18 protein-coding genes and 1 tRNA gene are annotated in these 21,705 nt (G+C 58.1%); 10 read left to right on the top strand and 9 right to left on the bottom strand.

The window, feature by feature from the left end:
* Positions 1–70: 70 nt before the first annotated feature.
* Genes pknB through HMPREF2854_RS03385 form a run of 7 tightly spaced genes read right to left on the bottom strand, consistent with a single transcriptional unit; the run spans position 71 to position 8,500 of the window.
* Positions 71–1,861, bottom strand: coding sequence for a Stk1 family PASTA domain-containing Ser/Thr kinase (gene pknB / locus HMPREF2854_RS03355; RefSeq protein ID WP_070618944.1), 1,791 nt, complete (start codon positions 1,859–1,861; stop codon positions 71–73).
* Positions 1,834–3,177 carry a serine/threonine-protein kinase gene (locus tag HMPREF2854_RS03360; RefSeq protein WP_070618947.1) on the bottom strand — a complete coding sequence of 448 codons (1,344 nt, stop codon included), beginning with the start codon at positions 3,175–3,177 and terminating at the stop codon, positions 1,834–1,836. The genes pknB and HMPREF2854_RS03360 overlap by 28 nt, the downstream gene beginning before the upstream one ends.
* Entirely contained in the window at positions 3,170–4,618 is a 1,449-nt protein-coding gene (locus HMPREF2854_RS03365; RefSeq protein WP_070618951.1) for a peptidoglycan D,D-transpeptidase FtsI family protein, read from the bottom strand. The genes HMPREF2854_RS03360 and HMPREF2854_RS03365 overlap by 8 nt, the downstream gene beginning before the upstream one ends.
* A complete protein-coding gene (locus HMPREF2854_RS03370; RefSeq protein ID WP_070618954.1) occupies positions 4,615–6,012 on the bottom strand; it encodes an FtsW/RodA/SpoVE family cell cycle protein in 1,398 nt (465 codons plus the stop codon). Before HMPREF2854_RS03370 ends, HMPREF2854_RS03365 begins: the two co-directional genes overlap by 4 nt.
* Positions 6,012–7,304 carry a PP2C family protein-serine/threonine phosphatase gene (locus tag HMPREF2854_RS03375; RefSeq protein ID WP_070618957.1) on the bottom strand — a complete coding sequence of 431 codons (1,293 nt, stop codon included), beginning with the start codon at positions 7,302–7,304 and terminating at the stop codon, positions 6,012–6,014. Before HMPREF2854_RS03375 ends, HMPREF2854_RS03370 begins: the two co-directional genes overlap by 1 nt.
* The gene (locus HMPREF2854_RS03380; protein ID WP_070618962.1) at positions 7,304–7,792 is read right to left on the bottom strand and encodes an FHA domain-containing protein FhaB/FipA; all 489 of its coding nucleotides are present in this window, start codon (positions 7,790–7,792) and stop codon (positions 7,304–7,306) included. Before HMPREF2854_RS03380 ends, HMPREF2854_RS03375 begins: the two co-directional genes overlap by 1 nt.
* The gene (locus HMPREF2854_RS03385) at positions 7,793–8,500 is read right to left on the bottom strand and encodes an FhaA domain-containing protein (protein WP_070618966.1); all 708 of its coding nucleotides are present in this window, start codon (positions 8,498–8,500) and stop codon (positions 7,793–7,795) included.
* Positions 8,501–8,640: 140 nt separating this feature from the next.
* Between HMPREF2854_RS03385 and HMPREF2854_RS03390 the strand changes: the two genes are divergently transcribed.
* From HMPREF2854_RS03390 to HMPREF2854_RS03400, 3 genes are all read left to right on the top strand, one after another.
* Positions 8,641–8,724 (top strand) — tRNA-Leu (locus tag HMPREF2854_RS03390).
* 199 nt (positions 8,725–8,923) lie between these two features.
* Positions 8,924–9,457 carry a hypothetical protein gene (locus tag HMPREF2854_RS03395; RefSeq protein ID WP_070618968.1) on the top strand — a complete coding sequence of 178 codons (534 nt, stop codon included), beginning with the start codon at positions 8,924–8,926 and terminating at the stop codon, positions 9,455–9,457.
* A gap of 128 nt (positions 9,458–9,585) precedes the next feature.
* Positions 9,586–11,013, top strand: a complete 1,428-nt coding sequence (locus HMPREF2854_RS03400; protein ID WP_070618969.1) for an MBL fold metallo-hydrolase RNA specificity domain-containing protein — start codon at positions 9,586–9,588, stop codon at positions 11,011–11,013.
* Positions 11,014–11,037: 24 nt separating this feature from the next.
* Here HMPREF2854_RS03400 and HMPREF2854_RS03405 read toward each other — a convergent pair whose 3' ends face one another.
* Complete coding sequence (locus HMPREF2854_RS03405; RefSeq protein WP_070618970.1) at positions 11,038–12,399, bottom strand: family 4 glycosyl hydrolase; 1,362 nt, start codon at positions 12,397–12,399, stop codon at positions 11,038–11,040.
* Positions 12,400–12,515: 116 nt separating this feature from the next.
* On the opposite strand from HMPREF2854_RS03405, the gene HMPREF2854_RS03410 reads away from it, so the two are divergent.
* The 6 genes from HMPREF2854_RS03410 (at position 12,516) to HMPREF2854_RS03435 (ending at position 19,001) form a co-directional block, all read left to right on the top strand.
* A complete protein-coding gene (locus HMPREF2854_RS03410; RefSeq protein WP_186822477.1) occupies positions 12,516–13,541 on the top strand; it encodes a carbohydrate kinase family protein in 1,026 nt (341 codons plus the stop codon).
* A gap of 46 nt (positions 13,542–13,587) precedes the next feature.
* Positions 13,588–14,940 (top strand): extracellular solute-binding protein, encoded by a 1,353-nt coding sequence (locus HMPREF2854_RS03415; protein ID WP_070618974.1) that lies wholly within the window; start codon positions 13,588–13,590, stop codon positions 14,938–14,940.
* 4 nt (positions 14,941–14,944) lie between these two features.
* Positions 14,945–15,889, top strand: a complete 945-nt coding sequence (locus tag HMPREF2854_RS03420) for a carbohydrate ABC transporter permease (RefSeq protein ID WP_261666644.1) — start codon at positions 14,945–14,947, stop codon at positions 15,887–15,889.
* On the top strand, positions 15,889–16,698 hold the full coding sequence (locus tag HMPREF2854_RS03425) for a carbohydrate ABC transporter permease (RefSeq protein WP_070618979.1): 810 nt from the start codon (positions 15,889–15,891) through the stop codon (positions 16,696–16,698). Before HMPREF2854_RS03420 ends, HMPREF2854_RS03425 begins: the two co-directional genes overlap by 1 nt.
* A gap of 94 nt (positions 16,699–16,792) precedes the next feature.
* Positions 16,793–17,842 (top strand): LLM class flavin-dependent oxidoreductase, encoded by a 1,050-nt coding sequence (locus HMPREF2854_RS03430; protein ID WP_070618982.1) that lies wholly within the window; start codon positions 16,793–16,795, stop codon positions 17,840–17,842.
* Positions 17,835–19,001 (top strand): ADP-ribosylglycohydrolase family protein, encoded by a 1,167-nt coding sequence (locus HMPREF2854_RS03435; protein WP_070618984.1) that lies wholly within the window; start codon positions 17,835–17,837, stop codon positions 18,999–19,001. The genes HMPREF2854_RS03430 and HMPREF2854_RS03435 overlap by 8 nt, the downstream gene beginning before the upstream one ends.
* Here the strand turns inward: HMPREF2854_RS03435 and HMPREF2854_RS03440 are convergent.
* Positions 18,998–19,819, bottom strand: a complete 822-nt coding sequence (locus HMPREF2854_RS03440; protein ID WP_070618987.1) for a 5'-methylthioadenosine/S-adenosylhomocysteine nucleosidase — start codon at positions 19,817–19,819, stop codon at positions 18,998–19,000. The genes HMPREF2854_RS03435 and HMPREF2854_RS03440 overlap by 4 nt on opposite strands.
* Before the next feature lie 52 nt (positions 19,820–19,871).
* Between HMPREF2854_RS03440 and HMPREF2854_RS03445 the strand changes: the two genes are divergently transcribed.
* On the top strand, positions 19,872–21,395 hold the full coding sequence (locus HMPREF2854_RS03445) for an L-serine ammonia-lyase (RefSeq protein ID WP_070618990.1): 1,524 nt from the start codon (positions 19,872–19,874) through the stop codon (positions 21,393–21,395).
* Positions 21,396–21,705 lie beyond the last annotated feature (310 nt).

Genomic DNA, 21,705 nt, shown 5'->3' on the forward strand with positions numbered 1-21,705 from the left:
CGTTTCACATAAGCAAATAGATTGGCGGCCCGTGACATGAGTTCACGGGCCGCCAATCTATCCGTAAGGTTTATTCCCCATTTTCAGAGGGCTGTTCCGCAGGTGGTTGTGGCTGCTCCTGAGCGGGAGGCTGTGTGGGAGCGGGGGCCTTGGCAACCGTGACGGTAATCGTCGTGTCCTTGGATACCGTTCCAGTTGCGGAAAGGCTCATTACGGTGCCCTCCGCGTGGTCTGCGCTCTCCTCGGTCTCCACGTTGGTGTTGAGGCCCAGCTCCTGCAGTGCTTGGAGCACCTCGTCGCGGGGGCGCCCAACCAGGTCGGCTGGTACAGAAACGTTGCCAGACGCGATGAATAGCTTCACCGACTCGCCTTCGCTGATTTTAGCTCCAGCCTCTGGATCGGTCTTGATAACCCGTCCCTTCTCCTGCGATGGGTCGTCAACGGTGACAACGTCAGAAACCTGTAATCCGTTTTGCTTGAGTTGATCTCGAGCTTGTTGCTGGGTTAGGCCGCTAACGTCAGGAACCGTTGTGTCTGCAGGACCTGAAGAGAGGACCACCTTGACGGTTGTGCCCTTATCTACGATCGTGCCTGCTTCCGGGTCAGATGAAATGACCGAGTTTGCAGGAATTTCTGAACTTGCTTCGGTGCTTGCAATGGCAAACTCTAATCCGGCTTCCTTTAGCGTCGCGATTGCTTGTTCTTGAGTCTGTCCAACAACGGTTGGAACCGGAACTTGTTCTACTTCCGGCTCCGCGGAGTTAGTGGCAAACCACCACACCAAGCCGCCAATCATGGCAAGGGCAACAACGATAAGTAAAGCGATTGGCCAGCGCTTCTTCTTGGGTTCCTCCTCCAAGGTGTCAATGCGCGCCATGGTTTGCGTATCGTAGGCGGGGGCAGGAGGTGGCATGGTTGCTGCAGGCATCGTCATAGTGGCTGGGGACATAACCTGCGTTGCTGGCGCCTGCCATGAGTCCGTTTCGGGGGCCATTACGAGAGCGCCGCGCGCAGCTCGATTGAGGTCGGCACGCATCTCTTCGGCAGAGCTGTATCTGTCGTCACGGTTCTTCGCTAAAGCCTTGAGGACAACTCGGTCAATTGAGTCCGGCACGTCACTGGTGATGGACGAAGGTTTGGGCGGAATCTCTGACACGTGCTGGTAGGCCACGGCGACAGCAGAATCTCCCTTGAACGGAGGTTGTCCCGTGAGAAGTTCGAACAGGACACAACCCGTGGAGTAAATGTCAGAGCGGGCGTCAACCGGATCGCCGTGCGCCTGTTCCGGGGATAGGTACTGAGCAGTTCCAACCACGGCATTCGTCTGCGTCATAGTGGCTTGAGAGTCCGTGAGGGCACGCGCGATACCGAAGTCCATGACTTTGATCTTGCCGGTGTTCGTCAGCATGATGTTGCCCGGTTTAATGTCTCGGTGAACCAGACCGTGCACATGTGAATATTCGAGGGCGGAGAGCACGCCAGAGATGATCTCTACGGCCTCATCGATAGGAACAGGAGCTCCTCCTGCCAGGAGGTCGCGCACCGTGTGCCCTTCTACGTATTCCATAACGATGTAGGGCACGGAGACGGTTGAGCCGTCGGGTGTTGTCACGTCCTCTTCGCCAGTGTCGTAAACCGCAACTATGTTCGGATGGTTCAAAGACGCGGCAGCCTGCGCTTCGCGGCGGAAACGGGTTTGGAAAATAGAGTCTCGCGCAAGGTCAGTGCGGAGCATCTTGATTGCGACCACCCGAGAAAGGCGCGTATCGAAGCCAAGATGTACCTGCGCCATGCCTCCACGGCCGATCATCGACCGTACTTCGTAGCGTCCGGCTAGGCGGTGGGTGTGGTTGTCAGCCATACTTGAACCTCCGTTGATGTGTTATCTGCCAGAATACTCGTAAATCGCTCGTGGCTCGCTGTGGAGTTTGTGGAGCTCGGGTTGCTTTTGAAAGCAAGCATGACTAGCAGTGTGACAATAAAAATGACAATGGCGACAACTAATAACTCTTGTAGTTTCACCGCGTAAGCGTTTGACGCTGCGTGTCTAAAGGCCTTGTTATTAGCCGGTTGTCGCCGTGATTTAGGGGCGTATTGTGCCCGAGTGGGTAAGTTGCTTTTAGTTGCAGGTTTTGTGGTTCGGTTGTGTTGGTCAGATTTGAATGCGGGGGGCGCGTCAGATCGCAACTTTGTGGCAGTGGTTTTGCGTGAAGTGGCCACGTCAGTGCGTCTTTTGGTTGCGGCCTCGTTAGTGGATTGTTTCTTCGGGATCGAGGTGGTGAAGCCCGCGCGATTGCGTTCGAGGGCAACTGGTGGCGCGTCTGGTAGCGAGACCGGTTGAGGATTGGTGGGGAGCCCAAGGGAGAGAGCGACGCTAGATAGCTGCTTCGCGAGGGTAGCACCATCTTTTGGCCGATCTGATGGTTTCTTTTCCAGTAGCTTCATGACGATTCGCGCCAGTTCTTTGGGAACATCGTCGGGTAGCGGCGGGACTTCATCGTTGACGTGGGCAAACGCGACGTCCACCTGAGTTTTGCCGGTAAACGGACGCTTTCCAGCAAGTGCCTCGTAGGCGATAACGCCTAGCGCATACAGGTCGCCACTGTGGGTTGCGGGATCTCCCATCGCCTGTTCGGGTGGTAGGTACTGAGCGGTTCCCATAACCATGCCAGCCTCAGTCATGGTGGCTTGGCCAGGTGTTGTGGAAATGCCAAAGTCGGTGAGCTTAACCAAACCCTCGGGCGTGATGAGGATGTTGGAAGGCTTAATGTCACGGTGGACGATTTCCCGGTCCTTGGCCGACTGAAGAACGTAGGCAGTTTGAATGAGTATGGGCAGTAGCTGGTCTGGCGCGATGCGGTTACCGCCACGCAGATACTCGTTGAAGGGACGGCCCTCAACGTACTCCATGACAATCCAGCCGGTGCCATCCTCCTCACCGTGGTCGAGGACCGCAGCGATGTTGGGGTGTTGGATGCGCATGGCGTTGGTTGCTTCCATGCGTAGGCGCTGGAGGAAGGTGGCCTGACCGGTGAGCTCTGGTTTGAGGATCTTCACCGCAATGTGTCGGCCCGTCACGCCATCGCGCGCGGTCCAAACTTCGCCCATGCCTCCCGTAGCAACCTGGCGGACAAGTTTGTAGCGCCCGCCCAGTACTTTCCCGCTGTAGTTACTCATTGGCAGACTCAACTTCCAAGAGTTGGCGGACCACTGGGCCGGCGTCAGTTCCGCCACCCACGTACGGGTTGATGTCATCACCCTGGATGGCTACGGCAACAACTACGGGGTTGTCATTGGCTATAAAGGCTACGGACCAGGCGATGTTGTGATCTGCCACCTCGGCCGTACCGGTTTTTGCAGCAACGGTGCGCCCCGGCAGGTACATGGTTCCGCCCGTGCCGTACCGGGTGTCAACTACCGCAACCATCATTGTGCGCAACTGAGAGGCAACTTCGGGTGTGATTGGGGTGGCGAGGAGCTCTGGCTTAGTGTTGGTTTGAACCTCAAGATCGGCGTTTACTACCGAATCGATAAGGTACGGCTTCATCAGTTGGCCATTGTTTGCCACCGCCGCAGCGATCATAGCCATTTGTAGAGGCGTGACTTGCACGTCGCTTTGCCCAATCGCGGCGAGGGCTGTTTGGGCTTGGTCTAAGTCCTCGGGATATGCGGAGGGAGTAACTGGTAGCGGGATGGAAAGATCCTGCTCGAAGCCGAAGTCTAGGGCCTTCTGGTGGAGTTTTTCTGCGCCAACTGTTACCCCGCCCTCTGCAAAAGTAGTGTTGCACGAGCGCGCAAATGCCTCGGTCAAGGTGGGGTTGCCGTCACCGCACGCGAGGCCGCTAATGTTAGGCAGGTCGGTTTCAGTGCCTGGTAGGCGGTATGAGGCTGGGCCGCTCACCTTCGAATCTGGAGTCAGGCCGGATTCAAGCATTGCTGCAGCAGTTACAAGCTTGAACACCGAACCGGGTGCGTAGCGATCGCCTGCAATGGCGCGGTTCTTGAGCGGTTTTCCACTGTCTGCGTCGAGCTGCTTGTAGTAGTCCAATGCGGCCGCCCCGTCTGGGTCGGCTAGTTTGTTCGGATCGTAGGACGGGGAGGAGTAGAGGGCGCGGATTGCTCCGGTCTTTGCCTCGATGGCAACAACGGCTCCTTCGCGTCCTCCAAGGGCAGATTTAGCAGCTTCTTGGAGAGCGGCGTCGATAGTTAGGTTGACGCCGCCGCCTCGCCGTTCCTGGCCGGTGAGCAGGTTTTGGAGTCGCTGGGTGAAGAGGGAGGGTGCGTCGCCTTCAAGAATGTCGTCGGCGGCGGATTCAAGACCGCTGGATGACCCGAGGTTTGTAGAGAACCAGCCGGTGAGGTGCCCGTAGAGGTCGCCAGCCGGGTAGCTGCGGTTGTATCTGCGGGAGTCCGGGATTTTCACTGACTCGGCGATTGCAGTGCCGTTCACGATGATGGGGCCTCGGTCGCGTTCCGCGGCGTGCAAAATGGTGCGCGAGTTGCGCGCGTCCGCGTTAAGTTCGGGCGCCTTGTAGAACTGGATGTAGGTGGCTGCTAGCGCCAGCGAACACACCATGGCGAACAGGATGATGTAAAGCTTACGGATTTGATCGTTCATCTGGCGCCTTCCGCAACATCATTGGGGATAGCAACCGGGGTTGGGGGGCGGCGCGACGCGTCGGATATGCGTAGCAGTAGGGCCACGGAGATCCACGAGGCAACCATGGACGAGCCACCTTGCGCGAGGAAGGGCGCGGTGAGGCCCGTGAGTGGAATCAGGCGGGTGATGCCGCCGAGTACTACGAATAGTTGGAGTCCGAGCGAGAAGCTGATGCCGGTGGCAAGTAGTTTGCCAAATCCGTCGCGCACACCGATTGCAGCGCGCAGTCCGCGCTCGATCAGGATTAGGTACAAGAGCAAAATGGCCATCAGGCCGGTGAGGCCAAGTTCTTCTGCGAGGGAAGAAAGGATGAAGTCAGACTGTGCAAAGGGCACTAGTTGCGGGTATCCGCGCCCCCAGCCGGTACCGAACAATCCGCCTGAAGCCATGCCAAACTGGCCTTGCACTACCTGGTGTGAACCGCCGATGGCGTTGTAAATATCGTTGTCGTACGCGTGTAGCCAGATAGTGATGCGCCGTCCAACGTGGGGGAAGGCTTGGACTGCAAAGTAGGCGGCTGGTGCAAATAGTGCCGCGCCGATGATTAGCCAGGAAACGCGAGCGGTGGCCACGTAGATCATGGCGATGAACAGGCCGAAGAATAGTAGCGATGTCCCAAGGTCGCGCTGTAAGACGAGCACGAGGATCGCTACTAGCCATGTGAGCAGGATGGGGCCGAGATCGCGTGCGCGGGGCAGGCGGATACCGAGGAACTTTTTACCCCCAACGGTGAGCATGTCGCGGTTGGTGACGAGGTATCCAGCGAAGAAGATGGCGAGGGTGATTTTTACGAACTCGGCTGGTTGGACGGAGAACGGTCCGAGGTAAATCCAGATGCGCGCACCGAAATGTTCCTGTCCTAGCCCGGGAATTAGGGGCAGGATGAGTAGCACGATGGACACGAACATGGCGATGTAGGTGTAGCGGCGCAGGTTTCGATGGTTGCGTACGAGGATGAGTACAGCTGCACCGGCCAATAGCCCCACGGCTACGAAAATCAGCTGTTTGATACCGACAATCGGGTATTGCGATTCTGGTGGGAGGTTTTCGTTTAGCGCCTTGTAAGACATGTCGAGCCGGTAAATCATGGCGAGGCCAATGCCGGTCAGTCCGACAGCCACGGGCAGGATCACTGGGTCGGCGTGTGGAGCGAGTTTGCGCACCCCAAGGTACGCAACGGTTGAGAATACGACGAGGATTACCACGTGCCAAAGGATGTTGGCAGGCAACTCATCGGTTCGATTGAGGGAAGTGAGGGCGTAGCCTCCCAGGCCCGCGGCCGTGGACAGGACAAGCAAGAGCAGCTCTAGGATGGGCCGCGATCTTGGAGGGGAGATCGTTACGGTTGCCATTAGCTCTCCTTAGTGGCAACCGTTGTCGACGAGCTGGTTCCGGATTCAGCCGGCGTGCTTTCGCCTGTTTTATCATTCGGCTCAGTTGTCGAAGTTGTCTTATTACTCTCAGCTGTGCGCTTCAAGGACTCAACATACTGGTTGATTTCCTCCATTGAGGATCTGCGTACAGGTTCTTTTAGGCGTGTTCGCTCAACGGGGAGGAGGTCTGCGGCCTTAATCTCGGTTAGTTCAACTGGGTGAGATAACTCGAACGGGCCCACCGCCTGCGGAATGCCTTGGAATATGACAACCCGGTCTTCCACCAATTGCACGTAATACTGGGTTTGCGACCAAACGTATCCGCCCCAAGCGCCTAGAATCACCAGCGTTGTAGCGATGAGGGCGAAGAAGGGCTTAACCCAAGATCGGGGTTTCAGATCTTCAGGTTCTTCCTCATCAACGATGGTTTCGCGCGGCGCGAGGTTGGCGGCGCGTGCGGCAGCGCCCCCGCCTCCACGGCTAGGAAGGTTGCGATCAACCGCTGCGGCGCCCACTACCTGGGGGGTTTGCGCGTCGATGGAACCGGCAGGAACGACGTCTGCGATCACGCACGTGATGTTGTCGGGCCCGCCCCCTCGTAGGGCAAGGTTGATTAGCTCCTCGGCACATTCGCCAGGATCGTCGATGGTGGATAGCGTTTCGATGATTGTGTCGGCGGAAACTACGCCGGACAGCCCGTCGGAGCACAGCAACCACCGGTCACCCACCACGGCTTCGCGTACGGATTCGTCGGGCACAACGTCAGAGTCAGAGTCTCCAAGAATGCGTAGCACGATCGAACGTTGCGGGTGGTTTTCAGCCTCTTCTGGCGTGATTTGCCCGGTTTGGATGAGGTATTGCACGAACGAGTGGTCGGTGGTGACCTGCGTGAGGTTGTCGCCGCGAAGCACGTATGCGCGCGAATCACCGATGTGTACCATCGCAAGTTTTGACCCTGATCGCATGAGGGCAATGCACGTGGTGCCAAGGCCTTGCAGTTTTGGGTCGTTCTTGGAGCGTTCAACCAGTTCCTCATGCGCGGCATTCAGGGCGTCGCGGAGGAGGGGAAGCATTTGTTCGGCCGGATGGTCGTCAGCGTCAAGGGGGGCGAAGTGGGCGACGGCCACGGATGATGCTATGTCTCCGCCCGCGGGCCCGCCCATGCCGTCGGCTAGCAGGAGCAGGTGCGGCCCGGCATAACCGGAATCCTGATTGTTTTTGCGCACAAGGCCCACGTCGGACCTGGCGGCGAAGCGGAAGTCAACTGCCATTAGCTCACCAGCTCGAATGTGGTTCTACCAATGCGCACGTTAGCGCCAAACGTGAGCCGGTGGGGCCGGTCGATGCGTTCGTCATCAACGAAAGTGCCGTTTGTGGAGCCGAGGTCTTCAACCCACCAGCCTTCATCGTCCAGGTGCAGGCGGGCGTGGCGCGAAGACGCGTATTCGTCGTCGATTACAAGCGTTGAGGCAGGCGAGCGGCCGATGGTGATGTCCGCATTACCTAGCTTCATGGTGGTGCCAACCAGGGGCCCTCCGGTGATGAGGAGTTTGGTTGGCATCGTTGGGGCTGCACCGCGTTTGCGGCGTCGTTTGGATTCAGCGAGGTGCTTGTCAGCCTCTTTGCGGCCTGCGCCGCGCGGCGTGACCACGGTTCCGAAGATGTCTTGGCGTAGCAGTGAGACAGCTCCGAGCGCCACCGCCCAAAGTAGGAGGAGATAGAGGAGCCGGAGCAGCGTGAATGCTAGGTCAGAAGCCATCTACGTATATTGCTCCTTTGCGGCAGATGTCCAAAACAGGATGCGCGTGCGTCCAATCACCAGCTGATTTCCGTCCACCAATGTGGCGGCGTCTACCTTGTGTCCTTCGACGTAGAGGCCGTTTGTGGAGCCGAGGTCGGAAGCGATCACGCCGTCCGGGGTTTTTCGTAGTTCGAGGTGGCGGCGAGAAACTCCGGAGTCTGAGATGGTGATGTCGGCTTCGGCTCCGCGGCCGAGGATGGTGACGGGCTCGGTGAGGATCCAGCGTTCACCCTCTACGTCGATGATCGGGTTGGACTCGGTGGCAACTTGGCTGGTGGCTGGGGCTACCGCCCCGCGTTTGGTGCCAACTTCGATTTCGAGTTCACCCGTGAGCTCTTCAGGACCTTCCTCAATATTCACGTCGATGGGGCCGACGAGAGCGAAGTTGTTTTCTTCGGCGTGTTCGCGCGCAGTGTTTTCTACTTCGGTGGCGAGGACGTCAATGCCAAGCTCTTCGAGTCGCTTCATGTCGGAGGGTGCGACGCGGACGGTGTACTGGTTCGGGGCGATAGCGCGATCCCGGGAATATTCCTGGACGTGGTTGTCCATGGCGCTACGCACCGCCGAGCTGACGTCTACAGGCTTTAGTTCAGAGCGGAAGATCCGGGAGAAGGTACCTTGCACGCCTTTTTCGATTGCTGATTCGAATCGGTCAAGAAACCGCATTGTCCACCCCCAATAGGTAGCTCCATGGTTTTGCTACAAGCTCGGAATCTACGCTACTACTTTGGCCATATTATAGCGATTGCGCGAGGTTGGCTGAATTTGCCTCGCAGGTTTTGATTTTATATGCTGATCTAGCTTTAGCCCGGGTGGCGGAATTGGTAGACGCGCACGGTTCAGGTCCGTGTGCCCTTACGGGCATGGGGGTTCGACTCCCCCCTCGGGCACGATTGTTATGTTTCGGGACATCGTTCATACGGTGTCCCGAGATTTTTATGCTTTGGGGCTTTGATGTGCCCCGTCATCGTTCCGTTTTTGGGTTGGTAGTTTCCGGTTATTGCGACGCGCTCAACCTTGGTCGGCTAGCTTGTACCTAAGACATAAGAACGTTAAGTGACGTTATGAAACGGGCGGAAAGAGCAGACGATGTTTGAAGACGACGGGGTAGACAAGCCACTCGCGTATAGTTCAGCGGTTTTATTTCGTAAAACTGTGCGGGAGGACCTGGAGCGCGTATCAGACGGTTCTAACCCGGTAGTGGCAGGGTTTGACCGAACCGGTTACATCATCGACACGCTATCGGCGCTACGCGCATACTCAGCGGGGAGCTTGTCTAGTGGTAAGGCAGAGCTTGAGGTGCCCGTGCTGGACGTGATGATCGATCAGTACAAGCGCTACGGGTACTTCATACAGGCAAGACCGTGTAGGGATGCGGTGTTGCACTGGCTGGAAATGGAAGAACGGGCGGGGAGCGTGGGCGTCATGCCGTTCACGATGGGATTCTTCGACATGTGTGCCGGGCGTGACCGTGAGCCAGACGAGCCGCAAGGCTACGAGGACCCATACAAGTTAGAGGACTGGATCAAACGCGCCGAACCATACTTTAGCGACCTAGTAGAACGCTACGCGCTCGCGGTAAACGCGATGGTGCACGAAGAGGCGAATAAGTACTACAACTAACTCCCGGGCGCCCTTTTGCTACCCCGGTGCGCCACCTTGCCGACGATTCGCCGAAGTCTCCCCCTGCGAACGAGTGTGTGCTGCGTCATACTGGAAGTGTCTCGATTGCAAACGGATGGGTGAGGGGCATGAGCGATTCGCTTGTTAGTTGCAGGTTTCTAGGTGCGGCTGGAACCGTGACCGGATCGAAGTATTTGCTTGAAATCGATGGCCGTAAAGTACTGGTTGACGCGGGCATGTATCAGGGTGAGAAGAAATGGCGTGTCAAGAACTGGGAGCCGTTCTCTCCAAGCCCGCAAACTATCACCGACATCTTGATTACACACGCTCACGCTGATCACGTGGCTTACCTGCCGGTGCTTGTGAAGCAGGGTTTTAGAGGTTCGATATGGGCTACGAGGGCAACTATCAAACTCGCTGAGATAGTCCTGCGCGATGCCGGCAACCTGCAGGTGAATGATGCGAAGTCAGCGAAAAAGGGTGGCTACTCTAAGCACGAGAACCCGTTGGCCCTGTTCACTCCAGAGGACGTGGAGAAGACGCTGCAGTATTTCCGCCCCGTTGAGTTTGATGTGGAAGTTGATTTTGGAGAGTTCTCCGCCCGCTGGGTGCCGGCCAGCCACATCCTCGGGTCGGCTTCGATTCTGATAAAGACAGGGGGCACGCGGATCCTCTTTTCTGGCGATCTGGGCAGGGAGAACCCGTACCTGCTGAAGCCGCGCGGGAAAACCCCGGCAGCGGATTGGGTGATTATGGAATCCACGTACGGTGACCGGTTGCATGAGGTTGCCGAGGTGCCGCACGAAGAGATGGCGCGCGCGATCCGTGACACCGCGGCGCGGGGTGGGAAGATTGTGATTCCCGCGTTTGCGATTCACCGTACGGAGTCGGTGCTCGCCCAGCTGGTGTCGATGATGCGCGAGGGGAGAATCCCGGATCTGCCGGTGTTTGTGGACTCGCCGATGGGCCTGCGCGCCCTCAGCGTGTACGAGGAGTTTGCGGATGAAGAGATGCGTAGCGGGATTGATAAGGAAGACTTCCTGGGCATTCCGCAACTACAACAGATGCTGAGCGTGGAGGATTCGAAGAAGATCAATGAGTTCAAAGGCTCGTGCATCATAGTGACATCCTCAGGAATGTTGGAGGGTGGCCGCGTTTTGCACCACCTGCAAAGGTTGCTACCGGACCCGAAGAACTGCCTTATTATCACCGGATACCAGGCTGTGGGCACGCGCGGTCGAAAACTGCTTGAGGGTGCGGAATCGATCAAAATGCATGGCTGGTACGTGCCGGTTCGCGCTGAAGTTACGCAGGACCGCGAGTTCTCTGCGCACGCCGATCGCGACGAACTTCTGCGTTGGGTTGCGCAAGCTGGCCAGGGTGATGACGGCAAGGCGGGGAAGGCCCCGCACGCGGTGTTCTTGACGCACGGTGAACCGCGGGCAGCCCAGGCGCTGGGCGAGCGAATCAAGCAGGAGCTCGGTTGGAATGTGGTTATCCCACAGTTTGGCGAGGTTGTGAGGCTTGCGCCAAACCCGGACTGGGTCAGGAACTAACGCAAGCCGCCTTTGCGTCTGTGGTTAATCGTGTCCGCGTAGCACGGCTTGCAGTCTCGGGTCTTCCAAGTAACCATCCAGCACGTTGCGCGCTACGGCAACCGAGTCAACTAGCGGATGGCTTGCAATAGCGTGCCAAGCGGCTCCCTCGTTGGACTCAAAGAACGCGCGCAGTAGTTCTTCTTCCACAGCCTTGACCGTTGAGACAAGGCCAAATTCGGGACCGGTCAACGGCGCAACCTGATGCGGGTGGATGCCGCCAGCGTCAACCGTGCAGGGCACTTCCACGACTGCGGATTCGGATAGGCCCGGCACCAGCAGGCCGCTTGGCCCATCGCCGTTTGCCACGCCCAGAATCATTGTTGCGGGCTCGCCCTTGGTGATGGCTTTCATGATGTTGAAAGCAACCTCTTGATAACCGCCGCCCATGTCCTCATTGCGGCGCCCGGCCCGCTCTTCCTCAGGGCGCGATTCGGCCATGTACGTGGCTTCGCGCTCGTTGTGCGTAGCCTGCCACAGCTCGGCTGCCCGCTGCGGGTCGGCTGCTGCGGCCTCGTAAAACTTTTCTTGCTGAGCGCGCAAGAACTCCCCGCGTGTCTCATGTTCGTCCAGAATGCGTTGCAACGATTCGCGCGCGTAGTAGTAGTAGAACAGGTATTCGTTAGGCAGGGCGCCAAGGGTTCGCACCCAGTCGAAGCCGAGAATGCGGGCCTCTTCAATATGATCGAGCATCTCGTCGGATGCGAGAAGCTCCGGCAGACGGTCAACTCCATCAACGCGCAGTTCGCGCAACCATCCGAGGTGGTTCAGGCCAACATAGTCAAACTCGACCTCGCTTGGCGAAACGCCTATCGCCGCGCACGCTTTGCGCATAAGGCCGATCGGGGTGTCACAGATGCCAACAACGCGATTGCCGAGCACCGTGCGCATTGCTTGCGTGATGATGCCGGCCGGGTTGGTGAAGTTGATGACCCACGCGTTTGGCGCCACTTCGCGCGCAGCCTTCGCTAAACGCATGGCTTCGGGCAGTGTACGCAACGCGTACGCATTGCCGCCCGGGCCCACCGTTTCTTGTCCAATAACGTGATTAGAAAGAGCCACTCGCTCGTCGCGAACGCGACCATCGGTGCCGCCCACTCGGATTGCTGAAAATACGAAGTCCGCGCCAGCAAGGGCCTCATGAAGATCTGTGGCCGCAGTGATTCGAGGCAGGTTAGGCCGGTCAGAATACAATCCACGAATCACGTTTTCGATGACGCCCATTCGCATAGTGGAAACGTCATACAATGCTACGTCAGTGATCTGGAATACAGAATCGTGCTTTGAGAGAACGTCCAGAACTTGAGGGACGCGAAATCCGCCGCCTCCAGCGATCGTTAGTTTCACGGGCGAACACCTTTCAAATCGAAGGAAAAGCAAAGTCGCTTGCGCATACCTTCTTATTTTATAAAGTCTGCACGCACACGTTACCTATCCAGTTTGGGATGCGCAGATTGTTTGTCATGAACGAGACGTGGGGCGATACTGATCGAAACGGTACGCAGAAGGAAGCAGGCTGTATGTCTACCGGTGCAATAGCGGTTTGTGGCCCAACGTTTTTGGACGTGGTGATGGCTGGGATGCCACATGCTCCAGTGCTGGGTGAGGAGATGTGGGTTGAATCTTCGGCGCTTACAGCAGGAGGGGCTGCCAATCAGGCGGTTGCCGTGGCACGGCTGGGGTACCCGGTAGAGCTGATAACTCGCCTCGGAAATGATCGTGCGGGTCAGATTGTGCGATCAGTGCTTGAAGAAAACAAGGTTGGCACCGCCTATGCCACGCCCGTTGAGTGCCAGTCCGTAACTGTTGCGCTGGCGTGGGACGCAGACCGGGCAATGGTCACCCACGGGTCGGATGAAGGTGGCGCATTACCGGAAGACTTCGCGCCTTCCGTGCTAATCGCAGACCTGCGTGCGATCGATAATAATGTCGAGGTTGTGAAGAAGTGGCGCGCTCGCGGCACGAAGGTGATTGGTGACGTCGGTTGGGATTCTACGGGCGCGTGGCGTACCAGCGATCTGCTCCCTCTTGCGCACTGTGATTATTTTGTTCCCAACGAGACCGAAATCCTGCACTATGCGCGCTGTTTTGATGTTCGTGAGGCCGTTTCGATGATCGGTCAGCTGGTGGAAACTGATGCGCGGATAGTTGTGACAAGAGGCGGTCGTGGCGTGATCCTGGGGCCGGATAACTACCAGACTTTGCCCGGTATTTCGGTTGATGTGGTCGATACAACGGGGGCGGGGGATGCGTTCAGCGCCGGGCTCGCCGTAGCCGTTGCTAATGAGGCAACGGAGCGTGAGGCCGTGTCTTTCGCCCTCCTTCTAGGCGCACTATCGGTTGCTAAGGCGGGAGGAGCTGGTTCTACTCCTACCGCTTCAGAGCTTGCAAAAAGGATCGAAGAGCTCGATATTCCTGGATCTTACGATTTAGAATTCGTTCATCGTTTTGTAAGAACATTCGGGTTTAATAACCAAAGCGTTTCGTGAGATGAAACTCTAGAGCAGACGGAGCAATTTTCGAAAGGGGAGGGCGATGAGGCCTGCAAAGTTTATTGCATCTGCTGCAGTTGCGGCTGTGGCGCTAATGCTTGGAGCATGTGCTCCCGGACCTTCTAACGAATCGAGCCCCGGTGAGGGCGGTGCGTCAAGTGAGGTCATTACGGATATTTCGAGCTTGCCTGAGCAGACTCTGACAGTTTGGGACCAGGAGGTTCGCGGAGGCCAGGATGAGCAGATGAAGCGCTTGAATGAGGCGTTTATGAAGAAGTATCCAAACATCACCATTGATCGGGTTTCGCAGTCGTTTGATGACCTGCAAACCACACTTCGCCTCGCACTTTCGGGAGATGACGCGCCCGATGTTGTGGAGGCAAATAATGCGCGCTCCATGATGGGGCAGTTCGTTTCGGCCGGACAGATCATTCCGCTGGATCCATGGGCGGATGCTTACAAGTGGCGGGATCGCTACTCTGACAGCATTCTTTCTTACTCTTCCTATTCGGCTGACGCCACGAAGTTTGGCGAAGGATCGCTTTACGGCTTGCCGCAGGTAGGCGAGGTTGTGGGTGTTTTCTACGCGCCTTCACGGCTCGAAGAGGTGGGCCTGCAAGTACCGAAGACGTGGGATGAGTTCAGCGACCAGTTGAAGACTATTAAGGATGCGGGAAAGACGCCGCTTATGCTCGGCAATGTGGATAAGTGGCCGGCGTTCCACCTGTTTGGCGCGGTTCAGGCCGCTCACGTTCCGGCGGACCAGGTGCGCCCACTTGGTTTCGGTAATGCGGGTGCTACGTGGAAGTCGGATGAGAACGTTGCGGCAGCGAAGCAGTTGCAGGACTGGGCGACGTCCGGCTACTTCAACGAGGGCTTCAACGGCGTTGATTATGACTCGGTCTGGCAGAGCTTTGCCAAGGGTGACGGCATTTACTTGATTGCCGGTTCTTGGCTCGCTCCGGATCTGATGGAGGCGATGGGTGACGACGTTGCATTCATGGCTCCACCAATGGTGGGCGATAAGTCGGCAACAACCGGTGGCACAGGCTTGCCATTTGCGATCACGTCCTCGGCAAAGGATCCGAACGTAGCCGCGGCATACATTGACTTCATCACGTCTGATGAGGCCATGCAGGTGCTTGCTGACACGGGAAATGTGCCGGTTAATGACGCTGCGAAGTATGCGGGTGGAACTAAGGGTGTTGTGGCAGACGTTTTGAACGTGTTCACAACCGTTTCCAAGGATGGCGAGATTCTGCCGTACTTGGACTACGCAACTCCGACGTTTGACCAGACGCTTGGTGATGCGTTGCAGCAGTTGATGGCGGGATCGATGACTCCGGAGGCATTCTTGGATGCCCTGGAGGCGGACTACTCCGGTTTTGCGAAGTAGGCACATGTCAACGGTTTCTAACGGTCCGCGCGCAGACTCAAAGAGTGGCGCTGCGCGCGGATCGGCCGTGAAATTTAGCCAGACTAAGCGGGGCAGCAATACGCTGGCCGCGCTGGCTTTGATGGCCGTGCCTTTCGCCGTGTATGCGGCGTTCATGCTCTACCCGTTGATCCGCGTATTCCAGTTGTCTTTGTATAAGTGGGATGGGCTGGGTTATTCAACGTTTGTAGGCTTTTCTAACTACATTGAGACGTTTTCGAATCCGCGGTTGTTGGCAGCGTTTTCGCACGCGCTGATTTTGATCATTTTTTACGCGGTTATTCCCCTGTGCGTGGGTCTGGTTTTGGCGTCGCTATTGACAAGGTCGAAGATTCGCGGCCTGGGATTTTTCCGCACGGTGGTGTTTTTGCCGCAGGTGATCGCAATGGTGGTGTTAGCGATTGCGTGGCGGGGAATTTACGCCCCGGACGGGCCAATTAACGGGTTTTTGCGTGCGATTGGTTTGGGATCGTTGACGAGGGCGTGGCTGGGTGATTTCACGTTTGCTCTGCCTGCGGTGGGCTTGATTGGTTCGTGGGTGAGCCTGGGCCTGGTGACGGTGCTTTTGATGTCGGGTATGGCTGCGATTCCGCGTGATTTGTATGAGGCTGCGATGCTTGACGGTGCGGGCAGGGTGCGTCAGTTCTTTGCAATAACGGTGCCCTCTGTTCGCGCGGAGATCATAGTGTCTTTGACTCTGACGATTGTGGCGGCTTTGAAGACGTTTGACCTCGTGTATGTGACCACATCGGGAGGGCCGGGAAGTGCTACAACCGTGCCGTCTTACGAGGTTTACTATCAGGCATTTCGAATTGGCGAGGTGGGAACAGCCTCGTCGCTCGCAGTGGTGCTGACGCTGGTGATCTTCTTGATTAACTTGGCCCTCAACCTGGTGGGGGAGCGTGAATAATGAGACCCTCGCGTACGGAACAACTGATTAATTACGTGGTGCTCACGCTGTTTGCAGCGGGAGCGTTGGTGCCCATTTTGCGGATTCTGGTGCTGTCATTGCAGCCGGAGTCTTTTGGCGGGGAGGGTTCATTCCATTTTGAGAACTACGCGGCGGCGTGGGAGCAGGGGCGCTTTTCGGTTTACATGCGCAACTCGATAATGGTGGCGTTGCTGGTGGTGACGGTGGCGCTGGTGTTGTCGATAGCTTCCGGCTATGTTTTGGGCGTGTTGCGCCCGCGTGGGGAGAAGATCTTATTCTTCACTTTCTTGCTTGGGATCATGGTGCCGTCTGAAGCAATTGTGTTGCCCTTGTTTTTTGATTTGAGGTCCCTGGGGCTTACGGACACGATTTGGGCTATTGCATTTCCCCAGATAGCGCAGTCACTGGCTTTCGGAACGTTTTGGATGCGCGCGTTCTTTAGGAGCGTGGATAGGTCTTTGATTGAAGCCGCGCAGATAGATGGGGCCGGAAATTTGCGGATTTTGAGGTCGGTTTTGGTGCCGATAGCCGTGCCAACGGTAGTTACGCAGGTGGTGCTGACGTTTATGTGGACGTGGAATGACTTCCTGATCCCGTTGGTCATGTCGCCATCGGGCAAGATGCGCACCGCACCGTTGGGGTTGGCGTTCTTCCAGGGCCAGTACACGCAGGGTTCGAGCCCGCTGGCTGCGGGTGCTGTGCTGGTAGCTTTGCCGATGGTGATTTTGTACTTTGCCCTCCAACGCCATTTCATGGCTGGTATGACAGATGGGGCAGTGAAGGGCTAGATTCATAGCTTTTTGTGAATCGCAGGCATAATTTGCGTTTGCCGGGTGGCTTTTGCTGGGCATGGGTAAGCTTTCAGGTATTGGAGGATTAGTTATGCGTGTTCCACTTTCTATTTTGGATTTGTCGCCGGTTTCTGCTGGTTTGGGTAGACGCCGGGCGCTGGATGATTCGCTTGAGTTGGCGCGCCTTGCGGAGAGTGCGGGGTACAACCGGTATTGGATGGCGGAGCACCACGGTTCTCGTTTGTTTATGTCGTCGGCAACCTCGTTGTTGTTGGCGCGCGCAGCGGAGCACACTTCCACGATTCGTTTGGGTGCGGGCGGCGTGATGTTGCCAAACCATTCGCCGCTAATGGTCGCGGAGTATTACGGTACGCTCGCAACGATTTATGGTGACCGGTTTGATTTGGGGCTTGGCCGCGCGCCGGGCACCGATCCGGTGACGGCCTCGGCTCTGCGGCGCGGAAGCGGCCAGTTGGATGATTTCAGTGTCGATGTGGCCCAGCTGGTGCAGTATTTCCAGCCGAGCCCGGTTGACGATTTTGGTCTTGCTGGAGCGGAGGCCGCGGCGTTCGGGCTGTCTCCAAATCCCGCCTCGATCCGCAATAGGATTTTGGCGATCCCAGGTGAGGGAACCGAGGTTCCGCTGTGGATGCTCGGATCTTCGCTCGGTGGCGCCCAGGTGGCGGCCGCGCTGGGCTTGCCCTACAGTTTTGCGTCGCATTTTGCACCTCAATACTTGCGTAACGCGGTAGCGACGTACCGCGCGAACTTTAACGCGGAGGCTCCTACGGTCCAGGTGGATCGCCCGGTCTTCATGGCGGGCGTGAATGTGCTGGTGGCACCAACTCGGGAGGAGGCAAACTACCTGTTCACCTCTTACACGGATTGGAAGGATGGGCTCAGCAAGGGCAAGAATGAGCCGCTGTCGAAGCCTAATGCGGCCTTGCAGTATGACGTTGCAGCGCAAGGTTTGAACACGACGGCCGTGGTGGGCTCGCCTGACGATGTGGTGGAGTACCTGGATGGTTTTGTGGAGCAGTTCCGTGTGGACGAGTTGATTGTTGTCTCTTACGCGTGGGATCCTGAGCTTCGCCGTCGGTCTTTCCAGCTTCTTGCTGACGCGTGGCTGGAGCGTGAGTGAGTTAGACGCGCCCACCCCACATCGCGGCAGGCTAGTGCGCGTGCGACGTGAACATTCGGATGTAGCGCTATCGGCGGTGGGGGCGGTTTCAGCGATGGCCGTTGGGTCTGCCCTCGGCGTGCCGTGGGAGCTTGCCACTCCACCTACGGACGCGCAGCGGTTAGATTTGCGAGGACGTAGCGGTCAGTTTGATGAGGGCGAGTGGGGCGCGGACGTGCAGCTGGCTGTTTTGGGGCTGGAGGTAGCTGCTCAGAGCCCGCTTGGTTCGCAGGTGGCGCTAGATCAGTTGGCTGTGCGATTGATGGCTTGGTATCGCTCGCATCCGGTGCAGGTGGCTCCGGGTTTGCAGGCGGTTTTGCAGTGGGCGGATCAGCCTTCGCTTGCTCCAGCGCATTTGCGGGGGCGGATTGAGCAGGAGCAGGGCGAGCCGCCCGGCGCTGCCCGGTTGGTGGCTGCGGCGAGTGCTCGTTGGGAGAGTTTGCGTCCGCGTGCACGCGTGGCTGGCAATGAGGTGTTTGCACTCATGGTGCCGGTGGCACTGTCTGCGGCGTTGGATTCTCGCGAGTGCACCCGGGTGAGTTTAGAGGTTGTGCGCATGGTGACGCCGGATCCGCGTACCGCTTTGCTGGCAGCCTCGTACGCGCAGTCGCTACGCGGGGCGCTCGCGGGTTTTGCGCCAGGAAAGCCATGGCAAGAATGCCTGGACTGGTATGCGGCAGTTGCAAATGTTTTGGATGGAATCGGCAGTCTGGGATCAGAATGTCCCATTTTTGGCGTTGCAGGCGTGGCGGGCGAGGACGAAGCGTTCTTGCTGTCGATGGTGCGAGGCGATGATGCGGGCGTAGCGTCTGGGTTGGGCGCTGGTTTGGATGCGGTGTCGGTGATGGATCGCGTGTTGGCGGCTGTCCGGGTGGCCGAGTGGGAGCAGCGCGGCAACGCGCAGTTGAACCCGGTTTGGGTGGGGGTCAGTTCCGCGGTGCGTGCGGGCGGGGACACGGACACGGTGGCTTGCCTGGCGGGCGCGTTGCTGGGCGCGGCGGCAGGGGTTGGTGCGGTGCCTGCGGATCTGACCGGCCAGGTGTGGGGTTGGCCGGGCTTGCGCCAGGATGGTTTACGCGATTTAGCAACGGCGGCGGTATACGCAGGTCTTGCGAGCTAAAGCCTCGCCACCAGTGCGCGCACGGCCTGGGCGCTGATTGCGGCCGCTACTTCGCCGTCGATGTGGAAGTCTTGGTTGGCGGCGGGTCCGCAAAGGTCCGAGACTGCCCGCACAGAAATGAACGGCACGCCGGCGCGGGCACAAATCTGGGCGGCCGCCGTGGTTTCCATGTCGGCGCCGAGGGCGGCGGGGAAGGTTTCGCGCATTTGCTCCACGTTTGCCGCGGTGATGAAAGCGTCTGAGGAGGTCACTTGGCCAAACCAAACCTTGCCCGTGCCCTGGAGGTAGTTAGAATCCTCAGATTGATCGCAGTCTTCAGGACGGTCAGCCGCAGAAAGATCGCCGGGCGAGTTTTCATTCGCGAGGGCGGTTCGAGCTTTCTCTACCAGTGCCGGATCCGCGAAGTACTGCTCGGGCATGCCGGGAACCTGCCCGGGCGCGTAGCCAAAGGCGGTGGCATCGGCCCGCGAGTAGGTGAAGGCAGTACCCACAACAACATCTCGCACACTTGTTTGCGCGCCCAGGCCACCCGTGGTGCCGCCGCACATGTATGCGCACAAGTTTTCTCCAAAAACCAGGTGCGCTCGGGCGGCCGCGCTCGCGGCGTTAGCCAGGCCAATGCCCGTGGTGATAACACAAAGTTGGAGTGGCCCCGCCTCCCCCTCAAAAACGCCTACACGCCAGTTTTGGCCCGCAATGTCAACGCTTGGCCCAAAGCTGGTGAGGTCAAGGAGCGGTTCGGTCTCCATATCCATGGCAGCCGCGATAGCGACCGTTTTAAGATCAGTGCTTGCGTGTAAATCTCGTAGGATGTGCATGTGCCCGCTTTCGCTGGTATTTCGTAAAACCTAATTTAGCTCAAGGAACCCGATGGTTTTTGAACCTTCTGCCGCTCCGGCCCACGTGGATGGGCCAAGCCCTGCTGGCATGATTTCCGGTTTGATTGATGTTGAGGATTCGGTGCGCCCCCTATCCGTGTTCGACATGTTCCGCATTGGCGTGGGTCCCTCGTCTTCGCACACGGTTGGGCCGATGAGGGCAGCACAAGCGTTCGCGCAGGAGCTTTACGAGCTGGATTTCAGGCCGCAGGTGGTGCACGCGGAGCTTTTCGGTTCGCTGGGTGCCACGGGCCGCGGCCACTCCACCGACCGCGCAGTGTTGCTGGGCTTGGAGGGCTACATGCCGGATACCGTTCCGGGCGAGGTGGTCACGTCAATCTCGCAACGTGTGGAAGGCACGGGTGTGGTCAGTCTTTTGGGCGGTTGGTGCGAGGCCCGCATGGAGCCGATCGTGATGACACCGTTCACTGTTTTGCCCTATCACGTGAACGCTCTGACGCTTACCGCGAAGCGTGATGGCAAGGAGTTCTCGCGCACCTACTATTCGGTTGGTGGCGGTTTTGTGATGGAAGACCTGTCCGATGATCCGCAGCGGCCAGACGTGCGGGCTCTCGCCACGCCGCAAGCGGCGCAGCTGCACGCCACTGCCGCACCTTTCCCGTTCACCACGGCCTCGGCTCTGTTGCAGACCTGCGCGCGCGAGGGCTTGTCAATCTCGGATGTGGTTCGCGCTAACGAGGAGGCCGCGCGCTCGCGCGAAGACGTGGACGCCTACCTCGATTTGATTGCAAAAACCATGGAGGAATGCGTCGAGGCAGGGTGTAATACCGATGGCGTTCTGCCCGGTAGCCTGCGGGTGAAGCGGCGCGCGTCGAACCTGTTTAAGAGCCTGGGCGGGCGCAGTTCCGGCCCCGCGCAGGGTGATAAGTGGGCGTGTAGTGAGGACGACCCGCTGCGGGCGATGGATTGGGTGAACCTGTATGCGCTCGCGGTAAATGAGGAAAATGCGGCGGGTCACCGCGTGGTGACGGCCCCAACGAATGGGGCGGCTGGCGTGATCCCTGCGGTGCTTGGGTACCTGTGGCATTTCACGCCGGAGGGCGAGGTGAACCGCTTGGAGGCCACCCGCAAGTTCTTGCTGGCGGCCACGGCGATTGGGTCGCTGATTAAGACGAACGCTTCGATTGCGGGCGCCGAGGTGGGTTGCCAGGGTGAGGTAGGTTCGGCCTCGGCAATGGCGGCTGCTGGTTTGGCTGAGGCGTTTGGGGGCAGCGCTCCCCAGGTGGAGAATGCGGCGGAGATCGCGATGGAGCATTCGCTTGGCCTCACTTGCGATCCGGTTGCGGGTTTGGTGCAAATCCCCTGTATTGAGCGCAATGCGATTGCGGCTGTGAAGGCGATTAATGCGGCGCGTATGGCCATGTGGGGAGATGGGCGTCACACGGTTCCGTTGGATGCGGCGATTGAGACGATGAGGCAGACGGGCCTAGACATGATGTCGAAGTATAAGGAAACTTCGGCTGGCGGCCTGGCCGTAAACGTCGTTGAGTGTTAACGAGTGTGCGACACGCCCGAGCGCACTAATTCTCGAGGGCATTTAACATCCGTCCACTCCACAGTTTCCACAGCATGTGAATATCTGTTGTCCACAGTTTCAACAAGCCCTGGACCGGGCGCAGCAGCGTCTGGTTTGAGGCTTTCAAAATGTTTGTCCTACCCCTGTTAGACCATTGTTTATGGCCGGTTCCAGACAGTGATGAAGAGGGGGTGAGGCCGCGTATACAGGGCCGTTTCACGTCCACAGACTGCCGTCAGGCCATCCACAGCCTCTCTTTCTCGGGTGAACAAAAATGCTCCATATTGTG

The sequence above is a fragment of the Actinomyces sp. HMSC075B09 genome (genome assembly GCF_001812395.1).
Taxonomy (GTDB): Bacteria; Actinomycetota; Actinomycetes; order Actinomycetales; family Actinomycetaceae; genus Gleimia; species Gleimia europaea.

Bases quoted from the DNA above. Each gene is read 5' to 3' on its own strand.
- pknB (WP_070618944.1), bottom strand. From the start codon at position 1,861: ATGGCTGACAACCACACCCACCGCCTAGCCGGACGCTACGAAGTACGG.
- HMPREF2854_RS03360 (WP_070618947.1), bottom strand. From the start codon at position 3,177: ATGAGTAACTACAGCGGGAAAGTACTGGGCGGGCGCTACAAACTTGTC.
- HMPREF2854_RS03365 (WP_070618951.1), bottom strand. From the start codon at position 4,618: ATGAACGATCAAATCCGTAAGCTTTACATCATCCTGTTCGCCATGGTG.
- HMPREF2854_RS03370 (WP_070618954.1), bottom strand. From the start codon at position 6,012: ATGGCAACCGTAACGATCTCCCCTCCAAGATCGCGGCCCATCCTAGAG.
- HMPREF2854_RS03375 (WP_070618957.1), bottom strand. From the start codon at position 7,304: ATGGCAGTTGACTTCCGCTTCGCCGCCAGGTCCGACGTGGGCCTTGTG.
- HMPREF2854_RS03380 (WP_070618962.1), bottom strand. From the start codon at position 7,792: ATGGCTTCTGACCTAGCATTCACGCTGCTCCGGCTCCTCTATCTCCTC.
- HMPREF2854_RS03385 (WP_070618966.1), bottom strand. From the start codon at position 8,500: ATGCGGTTTCTTGACCGATTCGAATCAGCAATCGAAAAAGGCGTGCAA.
- HMPREF2854_RS03395 (WP_070618968.1), top strand. From the start codon at position 8,924: ATGTTTGAAGACGACGGGGTAGACAAGCCACTCGCGTATAGTTCAGCG.
- HMPREF2854_RS03400 (WP_070618969.1), top strand. From the start codon at position 9,586: ATGAGCGATTCGCTTGTTAGTTGCAGGTTTCTAGGTGCGGCTGGAACC.
- HMPREF2854_RS03410 (WP_186822477.1), top strand. From the start codon at position 12,516: ATGAACGAGACGTGGGGCGATACTGATCGAAACGGTACGCAGAAGGAA.
- HMPREF2854_RS03415 (WP_070618974.1), top strand. From the start codon at position 13,588: ATGAGGCCTGCAAAGTTTATTGCATCTGCTGCAGTTGCGGCTGTGGCG.
- HMPREF2854_RS03420 (WP_261666644.1), top strand. From the start codon at position 14,945: ATGTCAACGGTTTCTAACGGTCCGCGCGCAGACTCAAAGAGTGGCGCT.
- HMPREF2854_RS03425 (WP_070618979.1), top strand. From the start codon at position 15,889: ATGAGACCCTCGCGTACGGAACAACTGATTAATTACGTGGTGCTCACG.
- HMPREF2854_RS03430 (WP_070618982.1), top strand. From the start codon at position 16,793: ATGCGTGTTCCACTTTCTATTTTGGATTTGTCGCCGGTTTCTGCTGGT.
- HMPREF2854_RS03440 (WP_070618987.1), bottom strand. From the start codon at position 19,819: ATGCACATCCTACGAGATTTACACGCAAGCACTGATCTTAAAACGGTC.
- HMPREF2854_RS03445 (WP_070618990.1), top strand. From the start codon at position 19,872: ATGGTTTTTGAACCTTCTGCCGCTCCGGCCCACGTGGATGGGCCAAGC.